Here is a 16,795-nt window from a genome sequence, read left to right as displayed (position 1 = left end):
GTATCTTTGGAAAGAACAAAGTCACTCAACATCATGAACATACCTGCAGAATTTGACGACATTCGTCCGTATACCCCCGAAGAACTTCCACAGATATTCGAGGAATTACTTTCTGACAAAAACTTTCAGGCTGTCATCCAATCGGTGATGCCAAATGTTCCTTTGGAAATGCTTGCCGCACAATTGCGCCACTGCAAGACTAACCTGGACGTACAGAAAGCGTTTTTCCACAAGCTGTTGCACGATATCATGCAACAGCACAGTGACGGTTTCGACATGGATGCTTCTTCGCTTCCAGACAAGAACCAGAGCTATACGTTTATTTCCAATCACCGTGACATTGTACTCGACCCGGGATTTCTTTCAGTAGGCTTGCTGGACAACGGTTTCCCTACCACCGTAGAAATCGCCATCGGAGATAACCTGCTTATTTATCCGTGGATAAAGAAACTGGTGCGAGTGAACAAGTCGTTCATCGTACAGCGTGCTCTGAGCATGCGACAAATGCTGGAATCATCTGCACGCATGTCACGGTACATTCATTTTGCCGTAACACAAAAGCAAGAGAATGTGTGGATTGCACAACGTGAAGGCCGTGCGAAAGACTCCAACGACCGTACACAGGACAGCGTGTTGAAAATGCTGGCTATGGGAGGAGAAGGTGACATCATCGACCGTCTGAAGGAACTGCACATCGTACCGGTTGCCTTGTCGTACGAATACGACCCGTGTGATTTCCTGAAAGCCAAGGAAATGCAGCAGAAGAGAGACTCGGAAACATTCAAGAAGAGCCAGGCAGACGACCTGACCAATATGCAAACAGGTATCTTCGGTTACAAGGGACGAGTACACTTCCAGACAGGACCTTGCATAAACGAAGAACTGGAAGAGCTAAGAGGATTGCCTAAGACGGAAGTTTTCACTCAGGTATCTACACTGATTGACAAGCATATCCACCGTAACTACCGACTTTATCCGGGCAATTATGTAGCTTGCGACCTGCTGAATGGCACAGAAACATTTGCCGGGAAGTATACTCCGGAAGAAAAGAAGCGCTTTGAAGCTTACCTGCAAAAGAAGCTGGACTTGATTCAGCTTCCGAACAAGGACGAAGACTTCCTGCGCCAGCGAATCCTGACCATGTACGCCAATCCGGCTATCAATCACTTGAAGGCCATCGCACAATGAAGAAATTCGGCGTCATCTTATACAGTCTTCTTTGCATACTCCTTTTAGGGGCATGCAAAGAAGATGAATATGTCTATCCCAATGTAATCACCACTTTTATTGATGCGGCCACAGATGAAAGCGGTACACTACAGAAACTGATTACAGACAAAGGAGAGAGCCTGCAAATTCTCAACCGGGAAGGGCTGGACGGACTGACTCCAGACTCTATCTACAGAAGTGTATCCATCTATGAACCGAAAGAATCAGCAGATGAGGGACAAGCGACTGCCCTGCTCTATTCCTGCCAGCTTATTATTGCCGTGAAACCGGTTACAGTGGACAAGCTGCCGGAAGCGACCGCCAAGACTGACCCGCTGGATATTCAGAGTGTATGGAAATCGGGGAACTATATCAACCTGATTCTGTTGCCTATGGCTAAAGAGAAAAGCCACATTTTCCACTTCATCGACGAAGGTATCTCGGATAACGGCGACGGAAGCCGGACACTCCATCTGACACTCTACCACAACCAAAACGGAGATTATGAGGCATTCACCCGCAAGAGTTATCTTTCCATTCCTCTGTGGGCCTACGAAGGACAACTGACTCAGGGCGACAAAGTTGTGCTTCGCATCAACACCTACGAAAAAGGCTTTGTAAGCTATGAATTTACTTACTAAAACTACATTTATGATCAAGACTATTTACTTCATGTTCTTTATATGCATGTTTGCCGTAGCCATGGTGGCATGCAAAGGGAAATCAAACGACGACTTCAAGAACGTATCTGCCGATGAATTCGAAGGCTTTATCGGAAATGAACAGATACAGATTGTAGACGTAAGAACCGTAGCGGAATACAGCGAAGGACATATTCCCGGAAGCCTCAACATCAACGTACTGAATGAAAGTTTTTCAGCCAATGCCGATGAGTTGCTGAACCCGGAACAAACCATTGCCGTATATTGCAAAAGCGGCCGTCGAAGCCGGAATGCCGCAAAGATACTGGTCAAAAAAGGATTTAAGGTGTACAACCTGGACAAAGGTTTCGACAACTGGAAAGAGTTGGGTAAAGAAATTGAACAATAACCCCCTTATTTACAACAAGAATACCGTGATATAAAAGAGTCTTGCTCTCTATATCACGGCATTTTTATGTAAACTCTATCTGATTACAAACTTTGCAGCATACGTTTCAATACCACCGTAGCAGAAATTTCACGGTTGGCCGCTTCCGGAATCACCAGTGAAGTCGGAGCTTCAATCACATCATCCGTTACAATCATGTTACGACGTACCGGCAGGCAGTGCATAAAGAACGCATTGTTGGTCCACGACATGTGTTCGGTATCTACTGTCCAGCTCATGTCCTTGCTCAGAATCTTTCCATAATCTTCCGGACAAGTCACACCCGGACAAGCCCAGTTTTTCGCATAAATAAAGTCCGCACCTTCAAAAGCTTTCTTCTGATCGTACTCAACCTTTGCTCCACGCACGAATTTCGGATCGAGTTCATAGCCCTGCGGATGAGTAATCACAAAGTCCACATCTGCCTCATTCATGAAATCAGCAAACGAGTTGGGTACTGCCTGCGGAAGCGCACGCGGATGAGGTGCCCACGTCAAAACCACTTTCGGACGTTCGGTACGCTTGTATTCTTCAATCGTAATCAAATCAGCAAATGCCTGCAAAGGATGTCCTGTAGCCGCCTCCATAGAGAAAACCGGTTTACCGGAATACTGAATAAACTGATTCAGAATCTTCTCTGTATAATCATCTTCCCGACTTTCAAATCGCGCGAAAGAGCGTACACCAATCACATCACAATAAGAAGCCATTACCGGAATAGCCTCCAGCAGATGCTCACTCTTGTCACCATCCATAATCACGCCACGCTCAGTTTCCAGTTTCCAGGCACCCTGATTCACATCCAGCACGATGACATCCATACCCAAATTACGGGCAGCCTTCTGCGTGCTCAGACGCGTACGTAAACTATTATTAAAGAAAATAAGCAGACAAGTCTTATGCTTGCCCAACGCTTCATATTTATAACGGTCGTTCTTGATTTCAAACGCTTCTGCCAAGGCGGTTTTCAAATCGCCCAAATCGAATACATTGGTATAAGTTCTCATACGCAAAATTGTATATTAATTTATTTTTCCTCGCAAATATACTATAAAAATACAACACACCGCTTATTTTATTCATTTTTTTCGTACCTGTCCGTCACCTTCCACAATCCACTTGTAGGTAGTCATCTCCCTTAATCCCATCGGACCACGAGCATGCAGTTTCTGGGTACTGATACCAATTTCTGCTCCCAAACCAAACTGAGCCCCATCGGTAAACGAAGTCGGCGCATTGACATAGACACAGGCGGCATCCACGGCCCGGGTAAAGAAAGCAGCCGCCTCTTTATCCTCTGTCACGATACACTCACTATGCCCGGAACCGTATGTATAAATATGCGTTACAGCTTCTACTACATCATCCACCGTTTTGATGGCCATCTTATAGTCTAAGAACTCGGTGCCGTAACTTTCCAAAGTAACAGGCTGCAACAATTCTGCCGGATAGTTTCCTTCCAAAGCCTGATAAGCCGGTTCATCTGCATAAAGAATTACTCTACTCTTCATCAAGGGAGCACACAATGCCGGCAGATCGGCCAAACGTGCCCGATGCAACAGCAGACAGTCCATGGCATTGCAGACACTTACCCTGCGCGTCTTGGCATTATTGACAATGGCGGCTCCTTTAGTTAAATCACCCGCCTTGTCGAAATACGTATGACAGATTCCGGCTCCTGTCTCAATGACCGGTACGGTTGCTTCATGACGCACATATTGAATCAGGTTGCTGCTCCCACGAGGAATAATTAAATCCACCCAACCTTCTGCATGCAGAAGCGCTTCTGTCGCCTCACGGGTAGAAGGCAACAGTTCCACAACGTGCGAATCGATACCAAATTCATTCAACACCTCATGAATCAGCTGCACAATGGCACGGTTGGAGGCATCGGCATCACTTCCTCCCTTCAGAATAGACGCATTTCCGCTCTTCAGGCACAAGGAAAACACATCAAAACTGACATTCGGACGTGCCTCATAGATTACCCCTATCACCCCAAACGGCACGCTCACCTTCTGTAAACGAAGTCCGCTAGGCACCGTATAAGCTTCCCTCACTATCCCTAATGGTGAAGGTAACGAAGCCACCTGGCGCATATCGGCAGCTATTCCTTCCAGACGTTCCTGCGTCAGCTTCAAGCGATCGTATTTCGGATTGGACGTCTCCATTCGCTGCAAGTCCTCCTGATTGGCTTTCAGCAATACATCCGTTTTTTCTTCTATCTTATCGGCCACGGCACATAATACCGTATTAATAGTCTGCGCATCCAGCATCGCCAACTTACGAGATGCAGTCCGAACCGCCTTAAAAGTTTCATTCAAATTCATAATTGTTTTATTCAGATTGCAAATTATCGCAAAAATACGATTTCGAACAAAGTTTCAAAGCACAAACGCCAAAATAATCTGCCATTTCATAAGAAATATATCCCCAAACTGAATATTTATTCCCGAAAGTTTCTTATCTTTGAAATAAATAAGAGAGAGAGAGAAAACTTCTGATTTATTAACCCTTAAAACATGTGACTATGGAAGCGAAAAATTACGATTCATTGACTGAAGTTTTCAGAGGAGATCTCTGGGAAGCTGAATTGATAAAGGGCTTATTAAAGTCTGCCGGTGTGGATGCCATGCTAAAAGATGAAACGCCATTGTCTGCCGTAACTTCTTCCTATGGAGGAGGTTCCGTATGCGTGCTGGTTAATAAGGAAGAAGAAGTATATGCACGAAAAGTAGTAGCCGAACGAAAAGTATGAAACATTTATTCTTAACCCTGATTGCATTTTTTTCAGTAGTCCTTCCCGCGTTTGCACAAAACCTGAAAACCACCACATGGAGTTCGTATGGAGTTTCTTTCCAGGCTCCGGCCGACTTAGTAGTAGAAGATGATTCTTCCGAAGGATACATTGCCGGGAACGATACCTATTACCTCACTATCCAACTACTGGAAGGAGAAGGTCTGAAAAAAGAAGAATTAGGACAGGAATTAAAGGCTATTGCCACAGACGATGAAGTGACATCGCAAAGCAGCGTACAACCTTTTGAGCTGCCCCAGTTCCATGGCGTGCAGCTCAAAGGAAACTGTGAAGAAGAGAAATGCGTCTACAGTTACCTGCTGGCAAAAGACGGAAGCTGCGGCTTCTATATATCCATTGTATACCGTCAGGAAAATGATAAAACACCTGAAACTATCCTGAAAAGTTTTCGCATGGAAGAATAATCTTTGAGCGGAATGTGATTTTGTGAAATAAATTAAAAAGGTAGCGTTTCCCAAAAGTTTATTTCGTATTTTAGAGCGATTTTTAAACAAAAAGCTGTTGATTTTTTGTGCCTTAAAGGCTCAGAACGGAAAAGGCATGCACATAACCAAACGGGGAATTAAGTAAATTCAAAGCTATTTTGAACGATTTTTACTTGACTTTTGCCTAATTTGTGCTCCTATCTTATATGAATAAGTCCTTATTTTTGCCACAGATTCACAAGAAACCGACAGTTACAAGAAGACCTTGAATATGAAATTGACAAAACGCTTATATACCTTATCATTAACAACCGCTCTATTTGTAACCGGTTTCTTACTACCCGGGTTTTCCACCTCCTGCACTGCGCAGACCGAAACAACCCCGTCTTCTTCCCCTGCTTACAGCTGTATCGAAGTCCCTAAAAGTATCAATTTTTGCGGCACGGAAATAGACCTGACGCGCTATGACCGACGCGAACGGATGGACCGGGAGCTGATGGCATTTACTTACATGCACAGCACTTCCCTGCAAATCATCAAAAGAGCCAACCGCTATTTCCCCATCATTGAATCAATCTTAAAGGAGCAAGGCGTACCTGATGACTTCAAGTACCTGATGGCCATTGAAAGTAATGTGAACCCACTGGCACGGTCGGGAGCGGGAGCCGCCGGATTATGGCAGTTCATGAGTGGTACCGCCCGTGAATTCGGTCTGGAAGTCAATCATCATGTAGACGAACGCTATCATGTAGAGAAATCTACCGTGGCTGCCTGCAAGTACCTGAAACAAGCTTACCGCAAATTCGGCAACTGGGAAACAGTAGCCGCTTCCTACAATGCCGGACAAGGAAGAATCAGCCAGCAACAGGAGAAACAATATACAGACAATGCACTCGACCTTTATTTAGTGGAGGAAACTTCCCGTTACGTATACCGTATACTGGCAGTCAAGCTTCTGCTTACTGACCCAGCCCGTTTCGGTTTTCACCTGAGAACCAGCGACCTGTATCCGCCTATTCCTTATCGCACCATAATAGTGACAGAAGACATCGACGATCTGGCACGATTTGCCAAAGGTCAGGGCATCAATTTCAGCTTACTGAAAAGTATGAACCCCTGGCTTCGAGGAAGTTCTCTTCCCAACCATGGAGGAAAAGAATACCAGATCCGCATCCCCGATTCTACGGAGATGTATTACAACCCGAGGGTGACACACCCTCATAACCCCGCGTGGGTGAGTGAATAAAGACACATAGTTATCATTTTTTATTATAATCATTAATCCATGAAAAAACAATTAGTGTTAGGACTCTTAGGTGCCTGTGTGCTTTCGGGCAATGCACAGACATTTAAAGAATGGCAAGACCCGGAAATAAATGCCATCAACCGGGCACCGATGCACGCAAACTTCTTTGCGTACGAAAATGCAGAAATGGCTGCCAAGGCAGTCAAGGAAGACTCCAAGAACTTTATGAGCCTGAATGGAACCTGGAAATTCTTCTGGGTGCGGAATGCGGATGCACGTCCCACGGATTTCTGGAAAACCGGCTTCAACGATAAAGGTTGGGACAACCTTCAGGTGCCGGGAGTATGGGAAACTCACGGATACGGCGACCCTATCTACATCAACGTAGGCTACGGATGGCGCAGCCGTTTCGAAAACAATCCTCCTTACGTACCGACTGAAGAAAACCACGTAGGTTCTTACCGTCGTGAAATCATGGTGCCGGCCGACTGGAAAGGCAAAGACATCATCGCTCATTTTGGAGCAGTCAGCTCGAACATGTACCTGTGGGTAAACGGTAAGTTCGTTGGCTACAGCGAAGACAGCAAGCTGGAAGCTGAATTCAATCTTACTCCGTACCTGAAACCGGGACAGAAAAACCTGATTGCTTTCCAGGTGTTCCGCTGGTGTGACGGTTCATACCTGGAAGACCAGGACTTCTTCCGCTATACCGGAGTAGCACGCGACTGCTATCTTTATACCCGCAACAAAAAACGCATCGATGACATCCGCGTAACTCCCGACCTGGACAGCGAATATAAGAACGGTTCACTGGCCATCAACCTGAACCTGAAAGGAAGCGGCAATGTCAGCCTGGAACTGCTGGATGCCCAAAACCAGACCGTAGCTTCTACCGAAGTAAAAGGTTCAGGCAATGTTTCTACTACACTTCAGGTAGAAAATCCGAAAAAATGGAGCGCAGAAACTCCTTACTTATACACACTGCGTGCTACACTGAAAGACGGTAGCCAGGCTAGCGAAGTCGTACCAGTGAAAGTAGGTTTCCGCAAGATTGAACTCAAAAACGCACAGATTCTGGTCAACGGCCAACCGGTACTCTTCAAAGGTGCCGACCGTCATGAACTGGATCCGGACGGCGGATACGTAGTTTCACGCGACCGCATGATTCAGGACATTCAGATTATGAAGCAGTTCAACATCAACGCTGTAAGAACCTGTCACTATCCGGACGACAACTTCTGGTACGAACTCTGCGACAAATACGGTATTTATGTAGTGGCTGAAGCCAACATTGAATCTCACGGAATGGGATACGGCGACAAGACACTGGCCAAGGAACCGACTTATAAAAAGGCACACATGGAACGCAACCAGCGCAACGTACAGCGTGGTTTCAACCATCCGAGCATCATCTTCTGGTCATTGGGTAACGAAGCCGGATACGGCCCGAACTTCGAAGCTGCTTACGACTGGATCAAGGCAGAAGACCCCAGCCGCGCCGTACAGTACGAACAGGCCCGCATCGAAGGCAAGACTGATATCTACTGCCCGATGTATGCCAACTACAAATGGTGCGAAGAATACAGCAAGAACGACAAATACCAGAAACCACTAATTCAGTGTGAATATGCACACGCCATGGGTAATTCACAAGGTGGATTCAAGGAATACTGGGACCTGATTCGTAAGTATCCGAAATATCAGGGTGGATTCATCTGGGACTTCGTAGACCAGTCTATCCGCTGGACAGGCAAGAACGGCAAGATGATTTATGCTTATGCCGGCGACTTCAACCGCATGGATGATTCTGGCGACAAGAACTTCTGTAACAACGGACTTATCAGCCCTGACCGTAAACCGAATCCGCATGCATACGAAGTACAGTACTTCTACCAGAACATCTGGACTACTCCGGGCGATTTGGCAAAGGGAGAAATCAAGGTATACAACGAAAACTTCTTCCGTGACCTGTCTGCATACGCACTGGAATGGGAAGTACTGAAAGATGGTAAGGCTATCCGCAGCGGACGCGTTGAAAACCTGAACGTGGCACCTCATCAGACTGCCAGCGTGAAACTTGATCTGGGCAAGACTTGCCAGTGCGGTGAATGGCTGCTCAACGTGAAATACATCCAGAAGAACCGTGAAGGTTTGATTCCGGCCGGTTTCGTAGTAGCTAAAGACCAGCTTGTGCTGAATCCATACAAAGCACCGGCTATGGAACTGAAGAACGTAGCTGAAACCAACCAGCAGGTAGTTGAACCGCAAATCAACCCGAACTATCCGGACTACATCACTGTAGAAGGCGACGGATTCTATTTGGAATTCAGCAAGCGCAACGGTTATCTTGACAGATACGATGTAAACGGAGTAAGCATGTTGAAAGAAGGCGAAGCACTGACACCGAACTTCTGGCGTGCTCCGACCGACAACGACTTCGGTGCTGGTCTGCAGAACAAATATGCTGCATGGAAAAACCCGGGCATCAAACTGACTGACTTCAACTACAAGGTAGAAAACGGACAGGCTATCGTAAACTCTACTTACGACCTCAAGGAAGTATCTGCCAAGTTGTATCTCACTTACCAGATCAACAACCAAGGAGCAGTGAAAGTGACACAGAAAATGGTAGCCGACAAGAATGCCAAGGTATCACCGATGTTCCGTTTCGGTATGCAGATGGTAATGCCGAAGTCATTTGAAAAGATTTCTTACTACGGACGCGGTCCGATAGAAAACTACAGCGACCGTAACCATTGCACTGACCTGGGAATCTACAACCAGAATGTAAGCGACCAGTTCTATCCGTACATCCGTCCGCAGGAAAACGGCAACAAGACTGACATCCGCTGGTGGAAACAGGTAAACATGGCTGGAAACGGACTGATGTTCGTAGCTGAAGCACCGTTCTCTGCTTCTGCTCTCCACTACACCATCGCTTCACTGGACGACGGTACTGAAAAGAAACAGAACCACTCATTCGAAGTAGAAGAAGCCGACCTGACCAACCTGTTGATTGACAAGGCACAGATGGGCTTAGGTTGTGTCAACAGCTGGGGTGCCCTGCCGGAAGACAAGTACATGCTTCCTTACGGAGATTATGAATTTACGTTCATCATGACTCCGGTGAAAGGCTATATCGCACACGAATAAATCAGTATAACATATCTGACTCACTGTAACGCCTCGGTTTCCAAAGCCGGGGCGTTCTTTTTATCCCCTTACGTTACCATCGTCTCTTATCACACGAATAGCTTTCCATCAAGAGAGAAACGCCTCAGAAAAGAGATCACAGTCTATTCCCACTTTCTATGTTTCCCATGCCGGAGCCTTACGTTTCCGCCTGCGGAAACATACGGTTCTGCCCCCAGAAACCTACGTTTTCGCCTTGGAAAACATAAAAAACGGGCTGAAGTTTATCTCAAAACTCCAGCCCTTATCGTAAAATAGAAAATGTATGCAGAATTATTATCCCTCCTTGTCCGCACCTTCCTTTGGAGGTATGGTAGATGCATTTCCATCGCGTACAGCCATGTAATGCGGTGACATAATTTCCACGCCCTCTTCGTTGAAGCGATCCTGAATGTTCTGATGCAATGCCGAATAAATATCAGCCAGCCGGTCTGCATCCTTGATATACGCATTCACCTGATACACCGGATACCAGTCGCTGAGCGAGGTGGAAAGTACAAACGGACGCGGATCGTCCACCACTCCGGGAGTATTCAAGGCAGCTTCAATCAGAAGTTTGTTGACCACCCGCCACGGCACGTCATAACCGATGCTTACCTCCGAATGGATAATCAGTCCATGTTCCTCCTTCATCACTTTCAATTTTTCGATAATGACCAACCGATTCTTCGCAGCCAGCTGGTCGCGTGTACAGCTTTCCCACAAGCCGTCCTGGTCTGTAAAGGAAACAAGAACTTTATTATCATACATCACATCCGTCACGATGTCACTGGTCTCAATGTATACAGAATCAGGCTTCAGGTTAAAGCGTTTGCCCAAGGCCGTAATATCATTCGCCACGTTCTCTGCACGCTGCTGGGGAGTATGTCTCCTCCTCGCTTGGCATAAAAATAAAACAGCGTATCCCCATCTACCACAACCGGAACACCCCGTGTTTCATGACGCAAGGAGTCAATACGCCGTCTCTGACTGGCCAGTTTCACCGAATCGGCCGTATATGCAGCCAGTTTCATCTGTTCAATCTCCATCCGGAGGTTGGCTTCATTCAACCGGGCAGCCGCCAGTTCCTTTTTCACGGTCGACAAGTGAACCGAATCAGAATCTGCCGTTACAGCCACTTTTGAATTGGACAAACTGTCTGCTCCGAAAATATCAAGTACCTTTTCTACTACCTGAGCCGATGCTCCCCACACAGAGAGACAAAGCAGACACAGACAGAATAAACAAAATCTTTTCATGATGCTATAAATTGTTATTTCCGGCGATAAAAATACGAATAAAAGACACAAAATAAAATAGTCCATGAACAGAAAAAACTTCCTTCATGAACCATTTCTTCACTTCGACAATTTCAGCTTATCGAATATGCACTATACACTTCCTTAATTTTGCTCTTCCATAGACTTGGCAATACCCATTTCTAGTCCTCTCAGCTCAGCCAACCCTCTCAGACGGCCCAGACAGGAATAGCCTGGATTGGTCTTCTTCTTCAAGTCGTCAATCATCTGATGACCGTGGTCCGGACGCATCGGAATAGACACCTTGCGGCGCTGCTGCATAAGCAGGAAATTCTTCATTACATGATACATGTCTACGTCACCCTCCAGGTGATTCGCTTCATGGAAGTTGCCTTCTGCATCACGCTGTGTGCTGCGCAGGTGTACGAAGTTGATGCGGTCGCCCCAGCGCTCCATCATACCAGCCAGGTCATTCTTGGCACTGACACCCAGTGAACCAGTGCAAAGACACAAACCGTTGGATTCATTAGGCACGGCTTCTACCAGCTTGCGGAAATCTTCTTCCGTACTCATGATACGCGGCAAGCCCAAAATTGACTGAGGCGGATCGTCCGGATGAATCACCAGTTTGACACCCACTTCATCGGCTACCGGGCAGATTTCTTTCAGGAAGAAAATCAAGTTGGCACGCAACTGCTCTGCGTCAATATCCTTGTAACGGTCCAGTTCATGCTGGAACTGTTCCAATGTAAAGCTTTCTTCCGAACCCGGCAATCCGGCAATCATGTTACGGGTCAGGCGATGAATTTCTTCTTCGTCCATCTGCTCGTAACGTGCCTTTGCCTTGGCCTTTTCTTCTTCCGAATAGTCCTTTTCGGCTCCCGGACGTTTCAGGATAAACAAGTCGAAAGCCACAAACGCCGCACGTTCAAAGCGCAGAGCTTTGGAACCGTCGGGCATAGTATAAGCCAAGTCCGTACGTGTCCAGTCGAGTACCGGCATAAAGTTGTAAGTCACAATGTAAATGCCACATTTAGCCAGGTTACGCAGACTTTCCTTATAATTCTTGATATACTTCATGAAATCGCCGGTCTGCGTCTTGATATGTTCATGCACCGGCACACTCTCGACCACGCTCCATGTCAAGCCCACTTCTTCAATCATCTGCTTGCGTTTCATGATTTCTTCTACCGTCCAGACTTCGCCGTTCGGAATATGGTGCAGCGCATTGACGATACCCGTAGCACCTGCCTGCTTGATGTCCCACAAAGACACCGGATCGTTCGGGCCGTACCAGCGCCAGGTTTGTTCACATAAATACATAACGTTTCTTTTTAAAGGTTCATACTTCAATTAAATAGAGAAGGCATCAAATCCACCGTCGATGACAGCTACCGTACCTGTCACAAAGTTAGAAGCGTCACTGATCAGGTAGTGAATGGTGCCATACAAATCTTCCGGTTCGCCGAAACGGCCGAACGGAGTGTGAGCCAGAATCGTTCTGGAACGGTCGGTCAGTGAGCCGTCTGGATTAGTCAGCAACGTACGGTTCTGCTCGGTCAAGAAGAAACCCGGAGCAATGGCATTCACACGCAAGCCATCACCAAACTTGATAGCCAATTCGCCTGCCATGTATTTTGTAAAGTTGGCAATGGCTGCTTTTGCTGCACCGTAACCTACTACACGTGTCAACGGACGTAAAGCAGATTCAGAGCAGAAGTTTACGATAGAACCTTTTTTCTGTTTCACCATTACATCGGCAAAGACCATCGTAGGCAATACAGTTCCGAAAAGATTCAAATCGACTACTTTTTTAAAAGCATCTACCTGCAAGTCGAAGAAAGTCTTGTCCGGTGCAATGGTTGCACCAGCCATATTTCCACCAGCAGCATTCAACAAGACGTCAATGCGTCCGTACTTTTCCAGAATGTCTTTCTTGTTCTGTTCCAGCACTTCCTTGTTCATTACGTCTGTATAGAGGAAGGTAGCTTCATGCCCCTGAGCTACAATCTCATCTACCAGTGCTTTACCAGCTTCTTCACTGCGGTCGAGTACGACCATTTTTGCACCTTGTGCAGCCAAATACTTGGAAATACCTTTTCCCAACACACCGGCTCCCCCAGTCATTACAACTACCTTGCCGGCCACGTTAAATAATTCGTTTGCCATAATAATCAGATTTGCAATAAATTGGATACTCTATTATAAAATTGATAATTCTCTTTCAACAGAATGTCTATCGGCAGCAGATTCACCACCTGCGGTTTTTCATCGAACAGCAACAGCCGGCTCAAAGCCTTCACTCCGTTATAGCCCTGGAGTTCCGGACGCTGTGCAATCAGTGCCTGCACATATCCCTCGTTCAGTAACCGCACATTCGGGTCAATCAAATCATAGCCTACCAGCCGAATCTCGTGCTTCTGCCGCTTTTCCAGATAATCCCCCAAAATATAGCAGGAAGAATTGAACGTAACCGCTCCACGAATGCCCGGATGATTTCGGAAAGTCTCATCCAGCACCTGCTCGTTGTGAGCCTCATCGCCTATCCATAATTCTACCTCCACCAGATTCACCTCATAGCCCTGTTGTTTCAGGTATTGCAGGAAACCGGAATAGCGTTTCTGCCCTTGGGTGGACATACTGCCTTTGTCATGCTGAATATGAGCGACCAGAATATCTCCCTGAAAGGCCATGGAAGCCAATAGCATACGGGCTCCAATCTCTCCCCCGGCCACAGAATCCGTGCCATAATAAGCCAGACGGCCTTGCTCTTCTATATCCGAGTCGACATACACATAAGGAATCTCACGCGCATCCAGATGTTCGGAAAGCTGGATGACAGCCTCCTTGAAAAGCGTACCGACAATGACTCCGTCCACCGTTTCAGTCATCTCCTGCAAACGTGAAACAGCCTGCTCAAAGCTGACCTTGCTGTACTGGTCAAAAGTCAGTACGGAAACCTTCACTCCATAGCTTTCCCACTCCTCTTCTGCCCGACGAATGCCATATTCCATCGCACTCCAGTAATCTCCCGGACGGAAATCCGGAATCAGTGCCACCAGATGACACGGCTTCTTCACCGCCAACGAACGCGCTATCAGGTTAGGCCTATACCCTACCTGCTCCATGATTTCCTTCACGCGCCGGATGTTTTCTTCCGATACGCGTCCACGGTTATGAATCACTCTGTCCACCGTACCAACCGACACATTCGCCAAGCGGGCAATGTCAGTAAGACGTATGTTTTTATTTTTCTGCATACCACTTCGAAAGAACATGTGTGTGCGGACACGCATTTACTGAAAAAGAAAACGCGTTACCGCGCACACTTCAATAAGAAATATTCTTGATTTCATTGCAAAGAAGGGATTTATTCATGAATTATACAAATGGATTTCTTCTTTTAACAGTTTTTTCAATCATGTATCTAGAGTTTTTCGTTCCTTTGCGCAACTAACACAAACACAATAACATGAACCCAGAAAATCACTACACAGAAAGACTGTCCCTCACTGAAGGACAATTGCAACAGGTAAAGAAGCAAATCTTCCGCATCAGCATGCTACGCCTTGCTTTGTTCATAGCAGGAATAGCAGGACTTTACTTTTTCTTTAATCAAACCCCTCTGCTAATTATCTGTATCTGTCTTACCTTCCTTCCGCTCTTTATTTTGGTAAAAATACACAACCGTTTTTTTATCCGCAAAGAATGGCTAGAAACACAGGCACGTATTATACAAGAAGAGCTGCAAGCCCTTTCCGGTGATTACAGTTCTTTTGAGGACGGGAAAGAATACGTCAACCCAGAGCATCCTTATTCATTCGACCTGGATATATTCGGACGACGCTCCCTGTTCCAATCAATCAACCGTACTTGTACTTTTTTCGGAAAAAACCGTCTGGCAAAATGGCTGCAAAACCATCTGCACGAAAAAACTTCCATCGAAAAACGGCAGGAAATGGTACGGGAAATAAGCGAACATACCTTGTTCCGCGAACAGTTCCGCGTGGCAGGACTGGTACACCACGGTCAGTCATCCGATGGCGAAAAAATACAGGCATGGAGTCAGAGTCCTGCACAATACCTGCACGCCGGATGGGTGAAAGCCTTTATCTGGGGAGTACCAGTTATTAACAGTCTCCTGTTGATAACTTCACTGGCAGGATGGACTTCATTTTCCTGGTTGGGACTTTCATTCGGTATCTTCCTGGTTCTTAGCTTTGGAATTATCAAACGGGCCACCTATATACAGGAAACCTACGGAAAACAATTGAAAAGCCTGAACGGATATGCCCGACTCATCGCTCTGGCAAAAGCAGAAAACTGGAAGTCAGCTGGCATGCAGGAACTGATGGAACGGTTCAACCTGAACGGCCAGTCACCTATACAGGCTTTGCAACAATTATCCAAAGAACTTGACCGGCTGGATTTACGCAACAACCAGTTTCTTTATGTGTTATTGGAAGGAAGCATCTTTTTCCAGCTTCAGGAAATCGTCCGCATAGAACGATGGAAAGTACGCTACGGACAGCATATCAGCGAATGGCTGGAAACTGTGGGCGAACTGGATGCCCTATGTTCACTGGGTACCTTTGCCTACAATCATCCGCAATACACCTACCCGGAACTGACAGAAAAGCCTTTCTGCTTTCTGGCCACACAAATGGGGCATCCCCTTATGCCAGCTTCACAATGCGTGAAAAACGATGCCACCATTCCGTCGCGTCCGTTTTTCCTGATTATTACCGGAGCCAATATGGCCGGAAAAAGCACTTACCTGAGAACTATCGGCGTGAATTACCTGCTGGCCTGTATTGGAGCCCCCGTATGCTGCGAAAGGCTCAAGCTTTACCCGAATCAGCTCATTACCAGCCTGCGCACCTCTGACTCACTTTCCGATAATGAATCATACTTCTTTGCCGAACTGAAACGGTTGAAACGCATTATCGACCTGCTAAATCAAGGACAGCAGCTATTTATTATTCTGGATGAAATATTAAAAGGGACCAACTCCATGGACAAACAAAAAGGATCTTTTGATTTGATCCGTCAGTTTATGCAGCTGAAGGCCAACGGCATTATAGCCACACACGACCTTCTGTTAGGAAGCCTCATCAAACAGTTCCCTGAAGAAATACGGAATTACTGTTTCGAAGCCGATATAAAGGAGAATGAACTGACCTTCTCCTATAAACTGCGCGAAGGAGTGGCTCAAAACATGAACGCCTGTTTCCTGATGAAAAAAATGGGAATTATTCTACAAGAATAAAGATACGAAAACGGCCTTCTAAAAGTATATGGCATACTTTTTAGAAGGCCGTCCTTATCAAGAAAAGTTTATTAATCTTCTACTACCTGGAAATCTTCTTTTCCAACTCCGCAAACCGGGCAAACCCAGTCTTCAGGAATATCTTCAAAAGCTGTACCCGGAGCAATTCCACCTTCTGGATCCCCTACTTCCGGATCGTAAACCCAATCACATACTGTGCAAATGTACTTTTTCATAATCAGTCAGTTTATTAAAACAATAATTAGTATCTATTCTCAGTTTAAAATGATAACAAATATAGAAAGAATT

At 46.2% G+C, this 16,795-nt stretch carries 14 protein-coding genes and 1 pseudogene; 8 read left to right on the top strand and 7 right to left on the bottom strand.

From position 1 onward, the window contains the following. Window positions 1-33 precede the first annotated feature (33 nt). Genes WKT20_RS02645 through WKT20_RS02635 form a run of 3 tightly spaced genes read left to right on the top strand, consistent with a single transcriptional unit; the run spans window position 34 to window position 2,259 of the window. Entirely contained in the window at window positions 34-1,188 is a 1,155-nt protein-coding gene (locus WKT20_RS02645) for an acyltransferase (protein WP_340416804.1), read from the top strand. Then, the gene (locus WKT20_RS02640) at window positions 1,185-1,850 is read left to right on the top strand and encodes a NigD1/NigD2 family lipoprotein (protein ID WP_118211221.1); all 666 of its coding nucleotides are present in this window, start codon (window positions 1,185-1,187) and stop codon (window positions 1,848-1,850) included. Before WKT20_RS02645 ends, WKT20_RS02640 begins: the two co-directional genes overlap by 4 nt. A gap of 10 nt (window positions 1,851-1,860) precedes the next feature. Then, a complete protein-coding gene (locus WKT20_RS02635; RefSeq protein WP_117702775.1) occupies window positions 1,861-2,259 on the top strand; it encodes a rhodanese-like domain-containing protein in 399 nt (132 codons plus the stop codon). 83 nt (window positions 2,260-2,342) lie between these two features. Here WKT20_RS02635 and WKT20_RS02630 read toward each other — a convergent pair whose 3' ends face one another. Together WKT20_RS02630 and WKT20_RS02625 are read right to left on the bottom strand one after the other, a co-directional pair. After that, window positions 2,343-3,305 carry an acetylornithine carbamoyltransferase gene (locus WKT20_RS02630; RefSeq protein WP_007564249.1) on the bottom strand — a complete coding sequence of 321 codons (963 nt, stop codon included), beginning with the start codon at window positions 3,303-3,305 and terminating at the stop codon, window positions 2,343-2,345. 72 nt (window positions 3,306-3,377) lie between these two features. Then, a complete protein-coding gene (locus WKT20_RS02625) occupies window positions 3,378-4,628 on the bottom strand; it encodes a glutamate-5-semialdehyde dehydrogenase (protein WP_340416783.1) in 1,251 nt (416 codons plus the stop codon). 200 nt (window positions 4,629-4,828) lie between these two features. On the opposite strand from WKT20_RS02625, the gene WKT20_RS02620 reads away from it, so the two are divergent. The 4 genes from WKT20_RS02620 to WKT20_RS02605 all read left to right on the top strand — a co-directional run bounded on the left by WKT20_RS02620 (window position 4,829) and on the right by WKT20_RS02605 (window position 9,940). Further along, window positions 4,829-5,056 (top strand): DUF2007-related protein, encoded by a 228-nt coding sequence (locus tag WKT20_RS02620; RefSeq protein WP_117702871.1) that lies wholly within the window; start codon window positions 4,829-4,831, stop codon window positions 5,054-5,056. After that, window positions 5,053-5,520, top strand: a complete 468-nt coding sequence (locus WKT20_RS02615; protein ID WP_007564246.1) for a hypothetical protein — start codon at window positions 5,053-5,055, stop codon at window positions 5,518-5,520. Before WKT20_RS02620 ends, WKT20_RS02615 begins: the two co-directional genes overlap by 4 nt. Before the next feature lie 292 nt (window positions 5,521-5,812). Beyond that, the gene (locus WKT20_RS02610; protein ID WP_182423976.1) at window positions 5,813-6,787 is read left to right on the top strand and encodes a lytic transglycosylase domain-containing protein; all 975 of its coding nucleotides are present in this window, start codon (window positions 5,813-5,815) and stop codon (window positions 6,785-6,787) included. Window positions 6,788-6,826: 39 nt separating this feature from the next. Continuing rightward, a complete protein-coding gene (locus tag WKT20_RS02605) occupies window positions 6,827-9,940 on the top strand; it encodes a glycoside hydrolase family 2 TIM barrel-domain containing protein (protein ID WP_118164968.1) in 3,114 nt (1,037 codons plus the stop codon). A 315-nt stretch (window positions 9,941-10,255) separates the two neighbouring features. On the opposite strand, the pseudogene WKT20_RS02600 reads toward WKT20_RS02605, so the two are convergent. The 4 genes and pseudogenes from WKT20_RS02600 to WKT20_RS02585 all read right to left on the bottom strand — a co-directional run bounded on the left by WKT20_RS02600 (window position 10,256) and on the right by WKT20_RS02585 (window position 14,477). Then, window positions 10,256-11,217: pseudogene (locus tag WKT20_RS02600) on the bottom strand (hypothetical protein). A 144-nt stretch (window positions 11,218-11,361) separates the two neighbouring features. Then, complete coding sequence (gene uxuA, locus WKT20_RS02595) at window positions 11,362-12,540, bottom strand: mannonate dehydratase (RefSeq protein WP_117702874.1); 1,179 nt, start codon at window positions 12,538-12,540, stop codon at window positions 11,362-11,364. A gap of 30 nt (window positions 12,541-12,570) precedes the next feature. Continuing rightward, window positions 12,571-13,386: an SDR family oxidoreductase gene (locus tag WKT20_RS02590; protein ID WP_007564241.1), complete on the bottom strand. Its 816-nt coding sequence runs from the start codon at window positions 13,384-13,386 to the stop codon at window positions 12,571-12,573. 5 nt (window positions 13,387-13,391) lie between these two features. Further along, on the bottom strand, window positions 13,392-14,477 hold the full coding sequence (locus WKT20_RS02585) for a LacI family DNA-binding transcriptional regulator (protein ID WP_117748151.1): 1,086 nt from the start codon (window positions 14,475-14,477) through the stop codon (window positions 13,392-13,394). Window positions 14,478-14,689: 212 nt separating this feature from the next. Here WKT20_RS02585 and WKT20_RS02580 point away from each other — a divergent pair, with 212 nt between their 5' ends. Beyond that, on the top strand, window positions 14,690-16,486 hold the full coding sequence (locus WKT20_RS02580) for a MutS family DNA mismatch repair protein (protein ID WP_340416782.1): 1,797 nt from the start codon (window positions 14,690-14,692) through the stop codon (window positions 16,484-16,486). A 71-nt stretch (window positions 16,487-16,557) separates the two neighbouring features. Here the strand turns inward: WKT20_RS02580 and rd are convergent, their stop codons facing one another. Further along, the gene (gene rd / locus WKT20_RS02575; protein ID WP_022054538.1) at window positions 16,558-16,722 is read right to left on the bottom strand and encodes a rubredoxin; all 165 of its coding nucleotides are present in this window, start codon (window positions 16,720-16,722) and stop codon (window positions 16,558-16,560) included. Between the last annotated feature and the right edge of the window lie 73 nt (window positions 16,723-16,795).

It is taken from the genome of Phocaeicola sp. ICN-14070 (assembly GCF_037892625.1).
Taxonomy (GTDB): Bacteria; Bacteroidota; Bacteroidia; order Bacteroidales; family Bacteroidaceae; genus Phocaeicola; species Phocaeicola plebeius.
The sequence above is the reverse complement of the archived record's forward strand: the minus strand, read 5'-3'. Positions and strand labels throughout refer to the sequence as shown.

Excerpts from the sequence above, each read along its gene's own strand:
- WKT20_RS02620 (WP_117702871.1), top strand. The coding sequence starts at position 4,829 with ATGGAAGCGAAAAATTACGATTCATTGACTGAAGTTTTCAGAGGAGAT.
- rd (WP_022054538.1), bottom strand. The coding sequence starts at position 16,722 with ATGAAAAAGTACATTTGCACAGTATGTGATTGGGTTTACGATCCGGAA.
- uxuA (WP_117702874.1), bottom strand. The coding sequence starts at position 12,540 with ATGTATTTATGTGAACAAACCTGGCGCTGGTACGGCCCGAACGATCCG.
- WKT20_RS02605 (WP_118164968.1), top strand. The coding sequence starts at position 6,827 with ATGAAAAAACAATTAGTGTTAGGACTCTTAGGTGCCTGTGTGCTTTCG.
- WKT20_RS02630 (WP_007564249.1), bottom strand. The coding sequence starts at position 3,305 with ATGAGAACTTATACCAATGTATTCGATTTGGGCGATTTGAAAACCGCC.
- WKT20_RS02580 (WP_340416782.1), top strand. The coding sequence starts at position 14,690 with ATGAACCCAGAAAATCACTACACAGAAAGACTGTCCCTCACTGAAGGA.
- WKT20_RS02590 (WP_007564241.1), bottom strand. The coding sequence starts at position 13,386 with ATGGCAAACGAATTATTTAACGTGGCCGGCAAGGTAGTTGTAATGACT.
- WKT20_RS02615 (WP_007564246.1), top strand. The coding sequence starts at position 5,053 with ATGAAACATTTATTCTTAACCCTGATTGCATTTTTTTCAGTAGTCCTT.
- WKT20_RS02585 (WP_117748151.1), bottom strand. The coding sequence starts at position 14,477 with ATGCAGAAAAATAAAAACATACGTCTTACTGACATTGCCCGCTTGGCG.
- WKT20_RS02625 (WP_340416783.1), bottom strand. The coding sequence starts at position 4,628 with ATGAATTTGAATGAAACTTTTAAGGCGGTTCGGACTGCATCTCGTAAG.
- WKT20_RS02635 (WP_117702775.1), top strand. The coding sequence starts at position 1,861 with ATGATCAAGACTATTTACTTCATGTTCTTTATATGCATGTTTGCCGTA.
- WKT20_RS02640 (WP_118211221.1), top strand. The coding sequence starts at position 1,185 with ATGAAGAAATTCGGCGTCATCTTATACAGTCTTCTTTGCATACTCCTT.
- WKT20_RS02645 (WP_340416804.1), top strand. The coding sequence starts at position 34 with ATGAACATACCTGCAGAATTTGACGACATTCGTCCGTATACCCCCGAA.
- WKT20_RS02610 (WP_182423976.1), top strand. The coding sequence starts at position 5,813 with ATGAAATTGACAAAACGCTTATATACCTTATCATTAACAACCGCTCTA.